Below are 15097 nucleotides of genomic sequence, written 5' to 3'. Positions count from 1 at the left end.
CAATATGTTATAAGGGACTGTTATGATTGTCGACCTATTCCAACTCGAAATCGAAACCGATCTCCGGCAGAAGGCTGCTGGGGATTACTTTTCTGTTTATTGTCATCTTACTCTCCGTGCGGTTGGCGTATTTTAAAATCATCATGATCCCTGAGGAAGTTCCGTTTCAGCAAGGCGTGCTGGATCTTCGGGATTGGCAGGCGGATGACCGCAATACGGTTGCGCTGAACGGGGAATGGGCCTTTTATCCGAAACAATGGATAGGCCCGGATAGAGTGTCTCAAGGGGAGCGGCAGCCTGCCGCCGATCCGCGCTGGATACAGGTTCCCGATCCATGGGAAGGCGTAAACGAGAACGGGAACCAAATGGGCTTCGGAACTTATCGTCTCAAGCTGCTCGTACCGGAGCGTAACGTAACTTACGGCCTCTGGATCACCGATATTCGTACAGCCTATCGTTTGTACGTCAATGGTGAGTTATTGTACGAATCTGGACATCCCTCCGATACGCCGGAGACCCATGTGGCAAGAAACGTACCCCATGTCGAATTCATTCCTCCGGCTGCCGGGAATGAGCTGAATATTATCCTGGAAGTGAGCAATTATCAATATGCTGATTCAGGCGGGATCAAGCTGCCGATCAAGTTCGGGACAGCAGAAGCGGTGATGAAGGGGAAAGCGTTCTCGGAGAACATGCAGCTGCTGGTCTGCATTGTGCTATTTCTTCATGTCATGTATGTCTTAATCTTGTATCTAATCGGTTATCGGAGCAAAGGCCTCTTTTATTTTGCGGCTCTTATCCTGTTTACGCTGCTGGCCACGCTGGTTGACGACGATAAACTCCTGCTCGTTTGGCAGCCTGCTATTAGTTTCGAATGGTCAGTAAAGATTAAGGTTGTTGCTTATGTGGCTTTATCATTATGTTTGATTCTGTGTACCAAGCATTTGCTCCGGCCGAGAATCAAAGAAGGATTTTACCGGGCCTATACGATCCTTGTGGTTTCGTATGCCGTCGCCTATTTGCTGCTTCCGTTTCATCTGACGGTACATCTCTCTACTTATTTATCATTCGTATTAATAAGTTCCGTGCTGTTCCTGCCTTCGATTGCCAGGAAGGCGGTCAGCGAACGGACGGAAGCGGCCATATTTATCTTGCTGTCGGCGGTTGCCGTTTCCTGCAACATTATCTTAAGCGGAATTTTAAGGTTCCGGTATTTTAAGGAACTGTCGTATTACCCGATTGATCTGATCGTTGCGTTTCTCGGATTTGCTTCCTTCTGGTTTATCCGGTTTACCCGAAACGCTGTCGTGCTGAGGGAACAGGCAGAGCAGCTGAAGCAGGCGGACAAGATGAAGGATGAATTTCTGGCAAATACGTCCCATGAGCTGCGAAATCCGCTGCACGGGATGATTAACATGGCGCAAACGCTGCTGGAACGCAAGGGGAGTTTGCTTCAGCAAGAGGATCGTGGCCACCTGGAGTTGATTACCGGCATTGGTAGGCGGATGTCGCTATTGTTGGATGACTTGCTGGATGTTTCCTTATTGAAGGAGAAGCGGATCCGGCTGAATGTGCAGAGCGTCCATCTCGGTTCGACTGCTCAAGGCGTGCTGGATATGCTCCGTCCGATGGCGGAGGGCAAGCGAATCGAGCTTGTATGCGAGATCGAGAATGACTTTCCCAAGGTATGGGCAGATGAAGGCCGTTTGGTTCAGATTGTATTCAATCTGATTCATAATGCAATCAAATATACGGAGTCAGGCCGAATCGCGGTGGCTGCGGACGTTGTTGATGGAAGGGCTTGCGTCCACGTTCTTGATACGGGGATAGGCATGGACGAAGAGACATTAAGACGGATATTCCTCCCCTACGAGCAGGGAGACTCCAGCTTTGCCGCAGCGAGAGGCGGGTTGGGGCTTGGACTCAGCATCTGCAAGCAGCTGGTTGAGCTGCATGGCGGGGAACTCTCCGTGTCATCCGCTCCGGGACATGGAAGTTCCTTTACGTTCACGCTGAAAATGGACGATATGATGAGGCAGGAGAATACGGATAAACAGGAGTTTATGGCCGACTCCTCGTCTTCAAATTCAGAGAAAGAGAAGGAGAGGCTATCTTACATGTCAGATAAACACGAACAGGATGATGCCGAATCCGAGGCTAAGAAGCGTTCTCGTCAAAACGATGGCAGGCTGCTTATCGTAGATGACGATCCGGTTAACCTAAAAGTTATCCATCATTTGCTTGAAGACGAAGGGTATCAGATCGTGACTGTTACCCGGGCTGAGGAAGCCCTTCAATTATTGGAGCAGGGAGAATGGGATCTCATCATATCTGATGTGATGATGCCCCAGATGTCAGGATATGAATTGTCCAGGACAATTCGGCAGAGGTATATGATATCGGAGCTTCCGATTCTGCTGCTGACCGCAAGAAACCGGCCTGAGGATATTCATATGGGCTTCATTTCCGGAGCTAACGATTATTTAATAAAACCGGTGGACCATCTGGAATTAAAAACAAGGGTACGCGCACTGCTTGAGCTGAAGCGCTCCATCAAGGAACGGCTGCATATGGAGGCAGCTTGGCTCCAGGCTCAAATTCAGCCGCATTTTTTGCACAATACCTTAAATTCGATCGCTTCACTTAGTGAGATTGACCCTTCCCGAATGGTTGCGCTGATCGGAGAATTCAGCCACTATCTGAGAGCCAGCTATGATATCAGCAACTTGGAACGTTTTATCCCGCTGGAGCAGGAGCTGGGCTTGGTTCGCTCATACCTGTACATCGAAGGGGAGCGGTTTGGGGAACGGCTGCGTGTCCGTTGGCATATTTCCGAGGAAGTTGCTGTTCAGCAGTGGAAGCTTCCCCCTTTGACCATGCAGACGATTGTGGAGAATGCGGTCGTTCATGGAGTATTGGCACGAACCCAGGGAGGGACCGTAACGATTCGCATTGTAAGTGAAGCTGAATCCGCCAAGGTCATTATCGCGGATGATGGTGCCGGGATGGATCCCGAGAAGCTCCGCTTGATGCTGGGAAGTGGACAGCGTACCGGCAAGGGAGTCGGCCTGATGAACACGGATCGTCGTTTGAAGCAAGTCTATGGGCAAGGGCTCATGATTGACAGCACAAGGGGCAGAGGAACTACCGTGTCGTTTGTCATCAGGAAGATGGCATAATGAAAGCCTGTGCCTATTAGACCTATAGTCTTTAAATCTTGGACGAATGCTTGAGGTATGGGTTAGGATGTAGAGATAATGATATTTTACTTTGCATAAAGGTGGACCTCATGATCTCTTCTTTCTTAGCTACGATTTATAGCGTTTTCCTACCTATATCGCTGCCCGTCATCGGCGGAGCCCTGCTCAAGCGGTTCAAGGGCATTGAAACCAAAGGGCTTTCGGCCCTTTCTTTATATGTGCTGAGCCCGGCTCTGATCTTCGAGACGCTGGAGAAGGCATCGATTACCTCGAATGAGGTCACGGTAACGGTTGCGTTTTGCCTGTTGAATGTGATCGCCCTTTGGGCGCTGAGTGCCTTTGCCGGTAAAATGCTGGGCTTGTCCCAGACAGAGAAATCGGGCCTCGCCTTGACCACGATTTTTACCAACAGCGTGAATTACGGGCTTCCTCTCGTCCTGCTTGCATTCGGGCAAGCAGGGCTGGATAAAGCATCGGTGTATGTCATCGTGCAGATTATCATTATGAATACATTAGGGGTGTACCTGGCAGCGAGATCTCATTTTTCGGCTGTGAAGGCGATCAAATCGGTATTTACTCTCCCCTCGGTCTATGCGGCGGCACTCGCCGTCCTCTTCCGGTTGACGGACTTTCAGCTTCCAGACGGGTTGAATACCGGCGTCTCCATGCTGTCCGCGGCTTATGCGCCTCTGGCTCTGGTCATACTGGGCGCCCAGATGGTTGGGGTTCGGGAGGGCGGAGCTTCTGCCGTCTCAAAGCGTGGATTCTGGTCGGGCATGGCGATGCGAATGCTGGTGGGCCCCTTGGTGGCTTGGGGCTTGCTCGCGATTTTATCCATTGAGGGAACCTTGTTTGCGGTTATCCTGATATTGTCGGCGATGCCTGCAGCCGTGAATGCGGTAATCCTTGCTGAACAATACGATGCCGCACCCAAGCTGGTATCCAGGTGCATTCTGTGGACCACGCTGGCTTCCTTTATCGTTCTGCCTGCCATGATCGGCTTTTTCTAAGCTTGCCATCTTCTGACCTGAAGATTGGTTCAATCTCAAGACGTGTGTGTAAAGAGTAGTAAGCGTCAAGAGATACCATCATCTGCAACTAAAGAATCGGATGGAGGTGGAGACCATGAGCAGGCAGCGTGACCGAGACGTGGAGATCGAGACCCGCAATATCGAGGAGCGTAACGACTCCAGCAGGGTAGCATCTACGTTGATTAAGTATGTGGCTTATCTGATTATCTTCTTTGGATTTTTGTATTTTCTTATCAAATACGTGTTTCCGATGTTCTAAAAGGAGCAGAGGGTATTCGTTAAAAAGCCTCCCTTTCGTGGTACGCGAAAGAGAGGTTTTTTAACATAGATCGGCTTTTTTTCATATCAAGCTTCACCTTCTAGTCAGGCGATTCACCTAACCTCGAGCAATCAGCTTTACTTCGCACCTGGGATCATTAAATCCTCTAGTTTGGTCTCTTCATCAGACCAGTTGGCAAGCAGTTCCTGAATATACCGGATGTCCGAATCGTCCGGATCATAAAAGTAATCGCCGCGGATTACTAAATCTTTTCCCTTCAGCATGTAATTCTCAAACGTTGGTGGGGAGTCGTTAAAAAATAGGTTTTCGCCCAGATTGAGAATGAAATCGGAGTTTAAGTCCATCGTAAGATTGCTGCCACCGATACGAATCAACTCTGGGATTTTGGTTATATTTTTCAGTTCAAATACCCGATCCATTAAGGAACTGAGGAATATGCGCTGGCGCATGGTGCGGTTGAAATCCGAATCTTCCCGGTACCTGACATAATTTAAGGCCTCTGTTCCATCGTAAATAGGCTTGTTGGGCTCGATCCGTAATTTGATATGATTGGCGCTTTTGTTCTCGATGACTTTATCAATGGGGAGTTTAATCCCATCCAATGCATTCACGATATCCGTTAATCCGTAGAAATTGATGGTCGCATAATAATCGACAGGGTGCTGGAACAGATGCTCAACCGTATCAATGGCCATTTTTGCGCCGCCGTGGGCGTAAGCTGAGTTGATTCTGGAGGTGACTCCCCTGCCGATGACTTCAGTGTAGGTATCCCTGGGAATGGAGACAAGCAATATTTTATTAAGGTCAGGTCGGATGATAGAGTAGATGATTGTGTCGGAGCGGGCAGGCTCGTCCTCGCGTTGATCAACGCCCAGAAGCAAAACCGAGAACGGCTTCGTTGCCTCCACAACAGGGTCGGGCGAATCAGGACCCACGGGTTTGTAGGAGCGGTCTAGTGTATCTTTGATATCTTTCGCGAAAAAGGTGTGAAAAACCATCCAGGACAATTCTTTTCTGAAAATATAGCCTAGTCCGCCTAAGAGAATCAGTATAGATAAGGATATTCCTATCCATTTTTTGAGTTTGATATGGCGTTTAGGTTTTCGAGGACGTCTGATAGAATACGTTTCGTTTCGGTTTTGACTTGGATCCATGGATTTCCTCCTTGAATGTTTTAGGATCATGTAGGGATGCTGGAATATGTTTAAATAGGGTGAATTTACCAATGCATGTTGTGATAATTATAGTGAAAAACTCAGGAAAATCAACATAAAATTACATTAAATTCCATAATTATTTAGAAATTTGTATATGTAACACCTGATTTTGGCTCATGGGACGGCGGCTTCACCGTTGACTTTAGGGGTTAATGTAACTATGATGGTTACATGATAGTCATCTGAAGATTTGGTCCGTCAGGAGGGGTCACATGAACATAAGCAGCCGATTTGCAGTGGCCATTCATATTCTTTCCGTGCTGGAGATGAATAAGGCTGGCGTCAGCACCTCAGATTATATCGCGGAGAGTGTGAACACGAATCCGGTGGTCATCCGGCGTATTGTAGGCATGCTGAGCAAAGCGGGTCTGGTCGAGGTTAAGCCTGGCGTAGCGGGAGCGAAGCTGGCAAAGCATCCGTCCGAGATTACGCTGCTTGACATTTATCATGCCGTTCATGTCGTGCAGGAGGATTCCCTGTTTGGCATTCACGAGAATTCAGACGCGAAATGTCCTGTTGGCAAACATATTCAAACGGCGATCATCCCGGTTTTTTCAGCCGCCCAGAAGGCCATGGAGAACACGCTGCATGAGGTGAGTCTGGAAGAAATCGTCCGGAAAATTTATGCCTCTGCGAATGGAACATCAAGTGAATAAGCGAAAATCACACGCCCGATCCTATGCAGGATGGGCGTTTTCTTTTGGTTAACCGTTGGCGGCTTTTCGATCTATTTGTAAATTACTGGATTTGACAATAAGGATGTCCTGTAACTATAATGATTACAAGTGAGATGTAACTGATTTGATTACAAGTTGAGCCTGTCGTAGACCTGAATATATTTTATAAAAAAAACAAACAACAACATTCTAAGGAGTGAGAATATGACTGCTATTATACATCCATCCACAAAGCTCGGGCCGGTCTCTCTGCGGATCAGTAATCTGGCACAATCTGTACGCTTTTATACAGAAGTCGTCGGTTTGAAAATGCTTCGCCAGCATGGCCGGGTTGCCGAATTGACGGCAGACGGCAAGCAGCCGCTGCTGATTATAGAGGAGATTCAAGATCTGGTAAGACCGCAGACCCGGACGGCAGGTCTATACCATTTTGCGATCCTGGTTCCAAATCGGGAATCCCTCGGGCTTGCGCTTGCCAATCTGATCGCGCATAACATTCCTGTCGGCCAAGGCGATCATCTGGTCAGTGAAGCATTGTACATTAATGATCCGGACGGAAACGGCATCGAGATTTATGCCGACCGGCCAAGAGATACCTGGAAGCGTGATGCCAAAGGGGAATATGTGATGACCACAGATCCTGTTGATGTAGAGGGACTGCTGGCTCTCTCCAAGGACAAGGAATGGTATGGACTTCCGGAAGAGACGGTTATCGGGCATGTGCATTTCCACGTATCTAATCTGCATGATGCACGCGTATTTTATTGCGATGTTCTGGGTTTTGAGTTGACAGCCCATTATGGCGGCGCTGCGTTGTTTATATCCGCAGGAGGATACCATCACCATATCGGGCTCAATGTTTGGGCAGGAATCGGTGTACCGAACACGCCAAGGAGCGCTGCGGGTATGGAAGATTATACGATTGAATTTCCTACCGATGAGGAGCTTGAGGCGGTAACCGGCCGTATTCGTGAGGCGGGGCTGCGTCTGGAACAGCGCGCTGGCGTCTGGGCCGTTCAAGATCCTTCGGACATTTGGATCCGGTTGGTTGTTGCTTAATAATATAAGTCGAAGAAGCCTGTCCGCTATGATAGCGGGCAGGCTTCTTTACTAGATATCACCGTAATCTTTATCTGGGGGCTATAACCGGTCTAATTCTCCCAGCGTACGAAGCATGAATTCCAAGATATTCGGGATATCTCCCATCTGTTCTTCGTTGATCCTACGAGGAAAGCGAAGCTCGATCGTGTTGTGAAGCGATACCGCATCATCGCTGTAGGTATACCGGATCGTTTGCAGCGGGGGAAGCTCCGGATTCCATATCTCCTTCATGATCTGGGCGATCGCCGGACACGCTATGGAAGCATCAGCGATGTTTATATGAAAGCGGAGCTTTAGCTCGCAGGCTGGCTGACCTTCCGGAATTTCCAAGATCTCGGCCGCCAAATCCCGAAGCCCGGTCTCCAGGCAAATTTCGGCCGAAGTTGTAGATGGCGTAGCCAGCTCGAACCGGAGGCTAAAACTTCTGGACAAAGTCGCCATATCCAGGAGATCCTTCCGATCGGTAACGCGAATGATTTCATCGAGGTTGTCGAGATCATAGACCGCATTCTCGATGCCAACCTTTAAATTTTCGAATATCGTCGGGTCAAACATTAAGGCACATCCTTTGAACATCATAATGATAGTACATACGATTGTGGATAATATATCATAATTCAGCTGTTTAAGGGGAACACGCTTGTTGTGCTATAAGTTGGGACCTCTCAGCGTGATTTCCTTCATTTTATAACAGTATTGCCTAATCGTATCATCGTTGACTCGTGCTCGGTTTCCAGTTTGCGTATAACCGTAAAATCGTAGGGCAGCATTGACCCACGGGTAAAAATCATGATAGGATGGAAAACGAATAACAGTAAAATTAATTTTACCGGTAAAATATATGGAGGTGTTAAAATAAAAATGACAGGTGTCTATAGAATTAAATCCCATGAGCAGCTCAAAGCGATTGCCGATCCCCTGCGTACCAAAATACTGATGAATCTCGTGAAGGATGCCTACACTGGACAGCAGCTAGCCGAGATACTGGACATTACGCGGAACAATATATACTTTCATCTGAAAGAGCTGGAGAAGCACGGCATCATTCATGTGGTCCGGAAGGAAGAGAAGAACGGTATCGTGCAGAAATACTATCGCGCCGTCGCAAGCCGCTTCATACCGGAAGATCATTTGCTGCCAAGCCTGGATTTGGTAGAAACGTCCAGACAGGTGTTTATGGAGACACTCGATGTTACTCGAACGAAAATTGAGAGCGCACCGGCTTCTTCTTTTACCTTGGACAGCGCGAGCGAACAACATCGAAAAAACATTGCAGGAACCTACCGCTTTCACGCAACGAAGGAGAGCTTCCATGCCTTTGTGGACGAGTTCAAGCAGCTCATGAATAAACACTTTACGATGAAGATGGCCGAAACAGGCAGTGCGCCTTTGTCCACAGAAGAGAAGAATTACTATATGTCGTTGATCGCATTTCAAGATGATCAGGAGGATATCACCATTCGATAATCCTTGATGGGGGAGTAATTACATATGGAGAATAATCAATACAACGTCGTTATCGATGATGCATGGTTTACCGTATCGCAGCTGGATGAGGCCACATTTGCGATCAGTGAATACGGACATTGGGAGAAGGTGCATTCGTTTCTGTTGATAGGAAGCGAGCGAGCTGCATTGATCGATACGGGACTTGGCATCGACAACATGAGGCGGATGACGGATCAGCTGACGGATTTACCTATTATGGTGCTAACCACGCATGTTCACGCAGATCATATCGGCAGTCATGGGCAGTACGGGGAGATTTATGTACATGAGGCAGAGGAGGACTGGCTCGTTAGCGGGATTAAGAAGCTTTCCATTGAACAAATCCGCAAGGACATATCACGCGATATCACGAGACCTGTACCGTCTTCCTTCGATCCGGCAACCTATACCCCTTATCAGGGCCAGCCGGCCGGTATTCTCCGGGATACAGACGTCATCGAGCTGGGCGGGCGGAGCTTGGTCATTTACCACACACCGGGCCATTCTCCCGGACATATTGCGGTATTTGATATAAACCGAGGTTATTTGTTCACAGGGGATTTGTTGTATGATGAAACGCCGGTATATGCTTTTTATCCAACGACAAGTCCGGAGGATCTCGTAAACTCGCTGGAGCGGATCGCGAATATCGATGGTGTAAAGCGAATCTACGGTTCTCACAATACGCTTGGGCTGGATCCGGCATTGCTGTCCGTGGTGAAAGAGGCAGTTCAAGAGCTGCGGGAAAAAGACCTTGTCCGATTTGGAACGGGCATTCACCGGTTCAACGGATTTTCGGTTCAATTTTAATAGTACCCTTATAAGAAAAAGCCGCCTGCAGATCCGAAGTAATCCGGATCTGGCAGACGGCTTTTTAGCAAAAACGATTCTCTCAGGTGATAAACTACTTCCACATGTTGATGATCATCTCGGCCTGGTACGACAAATTCATTCGGGCTCTATCCGATATCGCCTCCGGTTTCTTATTCTCCCCTAGCTGAGAAACGAATTGATATAGAAACTTCAGTGCTTGTTCCCTGGAGCAGCATTCCGGGCGATTGGTAGATGGGGACGAGAACCGCTGAGAAGTCCGTGTCGGATGCGAAATAAAAGCCGATGTAAAAGGGCTGGATGTACGTTGTATTTTGTCTGGCAACCTCCGCCCGGTACTGCTGATCATTCATGAACTTATGATCCCTAATTTATTTCGAGGCTAGCGGAAGGGTGTAGTAGTTGCTGTTGATTAGCATCGATCATGTCAGGGAACATGTACCAACCATGGGAGCGGATCAGCAGGTCAGCGAACTGCCCCCGGGTTATGGTTCCATGAGGATCAGTATGGCTGATGGTGTGTCATATGGGTCAGTAACATTCGGTCACTTCTTTGGGAAGGCGTGTCATATGACATTTTGACACTGTTACACATGACAACGAGTGCAGTAGGATACAGAAATATCAAGGTCATAAAGACATGAAAGGAGTCTAATCTATGAAGAAATGGCTGAGGGAGTACCTGCTAAACTTTTGTTTTTTGATGCTGACTTTTGGAACTGGAGTGTTTTACTTTTGCTACTATCTTGTAGGCCTTGTATTTGGCTTCAGCATGAGTTTCACCCTGATCGGGATACCGGTTCTCACCTTTGTAATGCGAACGTCACGGACCTTCATGAATTACGATCGGATTCAGGCGAAGTTTTATACGGACATAACGATCGAACCTGTTATGAAGAGAACATCATCCGGCTCCTACTGGAGTCAGGCTAAAGTGGAGCTGTCGGACATCCGAAATTGGAAAGCCGTATCGGTACTCATGCTGAAGTTTATCGTTGGCATCGCTAGTTTGTTCAGTGCCGTTATCTTCTTTATCGTTCCCATTCTATGGATATTGGCCCCATGTATCAGTTCCTTTGCGGATATCAACGTAGGACTTATTCGCATCGATACCTTGCCCAAGTCCCTGCTTATGATGGGAGTCGGCCTTCTGTTTGCTTATGCAGGGTCATGGGCGGCTAAGGGAGCGGCGAGATGGACAGGCCGGTACACGCAGTGGATGTTTTCGGTTTGGAGGTAGACACACTGTTGGGGCCGTGTCATATTAGGGAGGAACCGTGAAGGAACTGCAGGGAGTGAAAGCTTTTGTTTGATATAGTGAAACAATGGAAGTGGTACGACTGGGCGATGCTCTTTATTCGCATGATGGGCTGCATCTCCCTGATCATCACATGTATAGAGTTCAGGAACCAGTTTACCGCAGCGTTATGGATCGTCGTCATGTGGGAATTGGCAGCCTTCTCGATACCCTGGTTGTGTCTGCTTCTGAATCATAAAGCATATTTGATCACCGAGATTTTATTATCAGGCGGAATCGCCGTTTATTTGACTTCCTTATTCCCGGGGGCCTACTTGTCGTTTATCATTCCGGCTTTTCTGATGGCTGCGAACAGCTATGGAACGACGTACAGATGGACAGGCCCCCTTGCGGCTATCTTGGTTCCAATACTGATCAAGCTGTATGCCCCGTCAACGGATTTGATACTGATGATAGAGCATGTTGCTTTTGCGTTTGCATTAGGATTTGCCTTTCATCTGTTGATGGCCAACTACAGCCAGAACGAAATAATTCGGACACATAATACGATATTGGAGCAGTATTTATCTCAAATCGAACGGGTCACGCTGTTGGAAGAACGGGAACGCGTGTCCAAGGAACTGCATGATACCATGGGCCATACGTATACGGCGGTCATCATGGGCTTGGAAACGCTTCGTTCTACGGAAACGGATGTAGCAGCTCAGCGCAAGCTGTCCAATCTGCTGGAACTGACGCGGAGAAGCCTGGATGAGGTCAGAGGGTATTTGCATGAGCTGGATTCACCGCAAGAGCAGCTTCCCTTGGTGCAGTCACTGAGACAGGTGACAGAGGATTTCGAGCGCAATACCGGGGTAAAGGTAGGACTTAGAGTGCTTGGTGAAGAGTACCCGGTATCCCGGCAGGCCAAAATGACCTTCTACCGTTGTCTTCAGGAGTCCTTAACGAATAGTGTGCGTCACGGTAATGCGACGAGGGTTGACGCCGTGCTTCAATTCGAATTGCAGCAGACCCGGCTTGAAATTCTGGATAACGGCAGTGGTAGCGTGCAAATCCAGGAAGGTTTCGGTTTAAGCGCCATGAAGGAAAGGGCCTATCGCCTTCAAGGCCAAGTATCGGTATATTCGACTCCTGAGGCAGGAACCGTTGTGACCTGCAGCTTGCCTAGAATTTCCGAACCTGCAGATGAAGTCATCCGGCTTTTATTGGTGGATAATGAACCTTTTATCAGGGAGAGTCTCGGCATCATCCTGGAATCGGAGAAGGATCTTGAGGTGGTAGGATGTGCTGAACATGGGGAACATGCCTTGGACTTGTGTGAGAAGCTTAACCCCCAACTGGTGCTCATGGATCTGGAGATGCCCGTGCTGGATGGCATTACAGCGACGAAGTTGATCAAACAACGTTGGCCGTTAGTGAAGGTGATCATATTCACCACATTTGAGCAGAGGGGAAAAGCTGCGGAGGTTATGCGAAGCGGAGCGGACGGTTATTTGCTGAAGTCGATGAAGCCGCGTGAGCTTGCCGAGAACATACGAATCGTGTATCGTGGCGGAACTTTAATGAATCCGGCGATCTCGGCTAAGCTTTTCGATGGTGAAGTGGGTGTTTTCATGAAGGAAGAGGATGGCACTGCATCCGTCATGGAAGTCGATCCAGGGTCGTCTCCACTGCTGAAGTCTTATGATCTGACACCAAGGGAGATTGAGGTTCTGAAGTATCTCTCCCAAGGATTGCGGTACAAAGCGATTGCGATGAAGTTGTATCTCTCAGACGGGACTGTACGGAATTATGCTTCAACCTTGTATGCCAAGCTTGGCGTCCGCAACCGGGACGAAGCGATAGAAGTTGCAAACCAGGCCGGGCTCCTATGAGCCCAGCCTGGTTTTGATTCATTCGTGTTTCCTGTATAGAAGCAAATGTTGGTGACATCACATCTGGAGCCCATAATCAGTAACTGCGGTCCATGTTTTTACCGTAATAAATTTCGTCCATCTCCAGTTTGATGCGCTCGGTGATTTCCTGCTGCTCGGCATCGGACAACTTATCCTTCGTGTAACCGAACAGATAATTGTCCAGGTCAAACTGCTTCAGCTTGCACTTCGTGTGGAAAATGTTTTCCTTGTATACGTTGACGTCAATCATATCGAACAGATCCTTGGCTTCGTCCGGAATATAGTTCTGAATGGAGCTGATCTCATGGTCGATAAACAGCTTGTGTCCGTGAATGTCCCTAGTGAAGCCCCGAATTTTATAGTCGATCGTCATAATATCCGTATCAAAAGAGTGGATCAGGTAATTTAGGGCTTTAAGCGGTGAAATCTCCCCGCAGGTTGACACGTCGATATCGGCCCGGAAGGTGCTGATTCCCTCATCCGGATGGAATTCCGGATACGTATGAACGGTAATGTGGCTCTTGTCGAGCTGCAGGATGACGTTATCCGGAAGCGGCCCCGGCGATTCGTCATAGGATTCCTCCGGAACCTCCACGACAGGACCCTCGGATACAAGCACTGTTACGCTGGCGCCTTGCGGGATATAATCCTGCTTGGCAATGTTCAGGACATGCGCTCCGATGATTTCGGCCACATGGCTCAATATTTTCGTGAGTCGATCTGCGTTATATTGTTCATCAATATATTCCAAGTATGCTTCCCGTTCTTCTCGGGTCTTCGTATAGCAGACATCGTACATATTAAAGCTGAGCGATTTCGTCAAGTTGTTGAACCCATGCAGGGTAACGCGTTGTTCTGGTGTCATATCCATATGAATTTCCCCTTGTGTCATTAATATATCAGTTCGAGTTCCTATTATTTCCGAAACCGGCGATTCCTAATCTGCCCACGCGTCGTCTTCTGCGTTAACATTAATATGTTCTTACCCGCATCGGGTTCAATATTAACAGACGGTTCAGGAATGGTAGAGACAAGTTTCGGCAGCTCAACCAAAAAGGCCAACCAGGTTCTCCGGCTGACCTTCATATGAGAAGGACACCTGCTACATGCAGCGTATCCTTCGAGCGTTTAAATGGATTTCACTTCGTATTGCCGATAAACCATGATTCTTCCAAACGGACGATTACTCCGTGAACTCCAGCAGTTCGATCACATTGCCAAAAGGGTCCCGGATCGCGCTGTATAGACCGGGAGGGCACGGCTGCGGGGTATCAAAGATGACCTCCACGCCCTGCGATTTGTAGTTCGCGATCGCTGCGCTTACATCAGCCGTCTCGAGTCCGATAATAACCTGGGCTTCATGCGGGTAATCGGTTTTCGTAGGTCGATCGCATTTTTGCAGAATAAGGGACATGCCCTCATGTTTCAAACTGGTGATCTGATCATCATAAGCCTTGGAAACTTCAAATCCTAGAATGTCACAATAAAATCGCGTGGCTTGAGCCATATCGCTGACATTGATTGATAAAACACAAAGATTTGGCATAGGTCATACTCTCCTCTAGTTTATGGCTTGTCTTACTGGCAGCATAGAATGCCTTCACCGGATTCAATGCTGGATTTTAAGCTGGTCAGCATGCCTTTCCATGCATCCACATGCCATTCCCGGGCTTGCAGCGACGCTTCGGTATCCTTCCAGCCCGTATGCTCCAAGGTGATTCTTGTACAGCCGTCCTGTTCAGGCCAAAAAGACACCTTGACCACGGTCAACTCCCCCTGATTCATCGTTTCCGCAAAGGGATCAGGTCCTTTCCACTCAAACACGAGGGTACGAGGCTCATCATACTGCAAAATGTTACAGCCTGCGGTGCACATCGATTCACGATTGGCGGGGTTAAAATAAAGCTCGAACTTTCCGCCCGTCTTCGGTTCAATTTCCGCAGCCGGCGCAAACCACTCGGTTATCCTCGCAGACTCCGTCCATGCTCGCCAGAGGAGCTGCACATCGGCCTGAATCACGGTTTCTTGAATAATGGTCATGTTTAATCCTCCATCATATAGCGCTCATTTCTTTTGGGATAACGCTTCTTGCAGTTCCATTATAAAGGGATAGGCGATT

Annotated in this window: 15 protein-coding genes; 9 read left to right on the top strand and 6 right to left on the bottom strand. The window is 48.3% G+C overall.

The genetic code is table 11. From position 1 onward, the window contains the following. The first annotated feature begins 26 nt into the window (after positions 1–26). The 3 genes from MKY48_RS26940 to MKY48_RS26930 all read left to right on the top strand — a co-directional run bounded on the left by MKY48_RS26940 (position 27) and on the right by MKY48_RS26930 (position 4490). Entirely contained in the window at positions 27–3179 is a 3153-nt protein-coding gene (locus MKY48_RS26940; protein WP_339291682.1) for an ATP-binding protein, read from the top strand. 110 nt (positions 3180–3289) lie between these two features. Further along, positions 3290–4210 carry an AEC family transporter gene (locus MKY48_RS26935; protein WP_339291681.1) on the top strand — a complete coding sequence of 307 codons (921 nt, stop codon included), beginning with the start codon at positions 3290–3292 and terminating at the stop codon, positions 4208–4210. Positions 4211–4325: 115 nt separating this feature from the next. After that, positions 4326–4490, top strand: coding sequence for a hypothetical protein (locus tag MKY48_RS26930; RefSeq protein WP_164817510.1), 165 nt, complete (start codon positions 4326–4328; stop codon positions 4488–4490). Positions 4491–4627: 137 nt separating this feature from the next. Here MKY48_RS26930 and MKY48_RS26925 read toward each other — a convergent pair whose 3' ends face one another. Continuing rightward, positions 4628–5665: an LCP family protein gene (locus tag MKY48_RS26925; RefSeq protein WP_339291680.1), complete on the bottom strand. Its 1038-nt coding sequence runs from the start codon at positions 5663–5665 to the stop codon at positions 4628–4630. 275 nt (positions 5666–5940) lie between these two features. On the opposite strand from MKY48_RS26925, the gene MKY48_RS26920 reads away from it, so the two are divergent. Continuing rightward, complete coding sequence (locus tag MKY48_RS26920) at positions 5941–6384, top strand: Rrf2 family transcriptional regulator (RefSeq protein WP_076324561.1); 444 nt, start codon at positions 5941–5943, stop codon at positions 6382–6384. A gap of 225 nt (positions 6385–6609) precedes the next feature. Further along, on the top strand, positions 6610–7464 hold the full coding sequence (locus MKY48_RS26915) for a VOC family protein (RefSeq protein WP_339291679.1): 855 nt from the start codon (positions 6610–6612) through the stop codon (positions 7462–7464). Positions 7465–7545: 81 nt separating this feature from the next. Here MKY48_RS26915 and MKY48_RS26910 read toward each other — a convergent pair whose 3' ends face one another. After that, complete coding sequence (locus MKY48_RS26910; RefSeq protein WP_339291678.1) at positions 7546–8061, bottom strand: hypothetical protein; 516 nt, start codon at positions 8059–8061, stop codon at positions 7546–7548. 306 nt (positions 8062–8367) lie between these two features. On the opposite strand from MKY48_RS26910, the gene MKY48_RS26905 reads away from it, so the two are divergent. Beyond that, positions 8368–8973 carry a winged helix-turn-helix domain-containing protein gene (locus MKY48_RS26905; protein ID WP_339291677.1) on the top strand — a complete coding sequence of 202 codons (606 nt, stop codon included), beginning with the start codon at positions 8368–8370 and terminating at the stop codon, positions 8971–8973. A 24-nt stretch (positions 8974–8997) separates the two neighbouring features. After that, a complete protein-coding gene (locus tag MKY48_RS26900; protein ID WP_339291676.1) occupies positions 8998–9804 on the top strand; it encodes an MBL fold metallo-hydrolase in 807 nt (268 codons plus the stop codon). A gap of 173 nt (positions 9805–9977) precedes the next feature. Here MKY48_RS26900 and MKY48_RS26895 read toward each other — a convergent pair whose 3' ends face one another. After that, the gene (locus MKY48_RS26895) at positions 9978–10178 is read right to left on the bottom strand and encodes a hypothetical protein (protein ID WP_339267549.1); all 201 of its coding nucleotides are present in this window, start codon (positions 10176–10178) and stop codon (positions 9978–9980) included. Between the two features lie 305 nt (positions 10179–10483). On the opposite strand from MKY48_RS26895, the gene MKY48_RS26890 reads away from it, so the two are divergent. Continuing rightward, positions 10484–11065, top strand: a complete 582-nt coding sequence (locus MKY48_RS26890) for a sensor domain-containing protein (RefSeq protein WP_215159323.1) — start codon at positions 10484–10486, stop codon at positions 11063–11065. 65 nt (positions 11066–11130) lie between these two features. Further along, positions 11131–12957, top strand: a complete 1827-nt coding sequence (locus tag MKY48_RS26885; protein ID WP_339267546.1) for a hybrid sensor histidine kinase/response regulator transcription factor — start codon at positions 11131–11133, stop codon at positions 12955–12957. 76 nt (positions 12958–13033) lie between these two features. Here MKY48_RS26885 and speD read toward each other — a convergent pair whose 3' ends face one another. From speD to MKY48_RS26870, 3 genes are all read right to left on the bottom strand, one after another. Then, positions 13034–13849 (bottom strand): adenosylmethionine decarboxylase, encoded by an 816-nt coding sequence (gene speD, locus MKY48_RS26880; RefSeq protein ID WP_076324555.1) that lies wholly within the window; start codon positions 13847–13849, stop codon positions 13034–13036. Between the two features lie 312 nt (positions 13850–14161). Further along, positions 14162–14524 carry a VOC family protein gene (locus tag MKY48_RS26875; protein ID WP_339267544.1) on the bottom strand — a complete coding sequence of 121 codons (363 nt, stop codon included), beginning with the start codon at positions 14522–14524 and terminating at the stop codon, positions 14162–14164. Positions 14525–14556: 32 nt separating this feature from the next. Beyond that, complete coding sequence (locus MKY48_RS26870; RefSeq protein WP_076324553.1) at positions 14557–15018, bottom strand: SRPBCC domain-containing protein; 462 nt, start codon at positions 15016–15018, stop codon at positions 14557–14559. Positions 15019–15097: the final 79 nt, after the last annotated feature.

The organism is Paenibacillus sp. FSL W8-0187 (genome assembly GCF_037969755.1).
Lineage (GTDB): Bacteria > Bacillota > Bacilli > Paenibacillales > Paenibacillaceae > Paenibacillus_AQ.
This window is presented reverse-complemented; position numbering and strand designations above follow the sequence as displayed.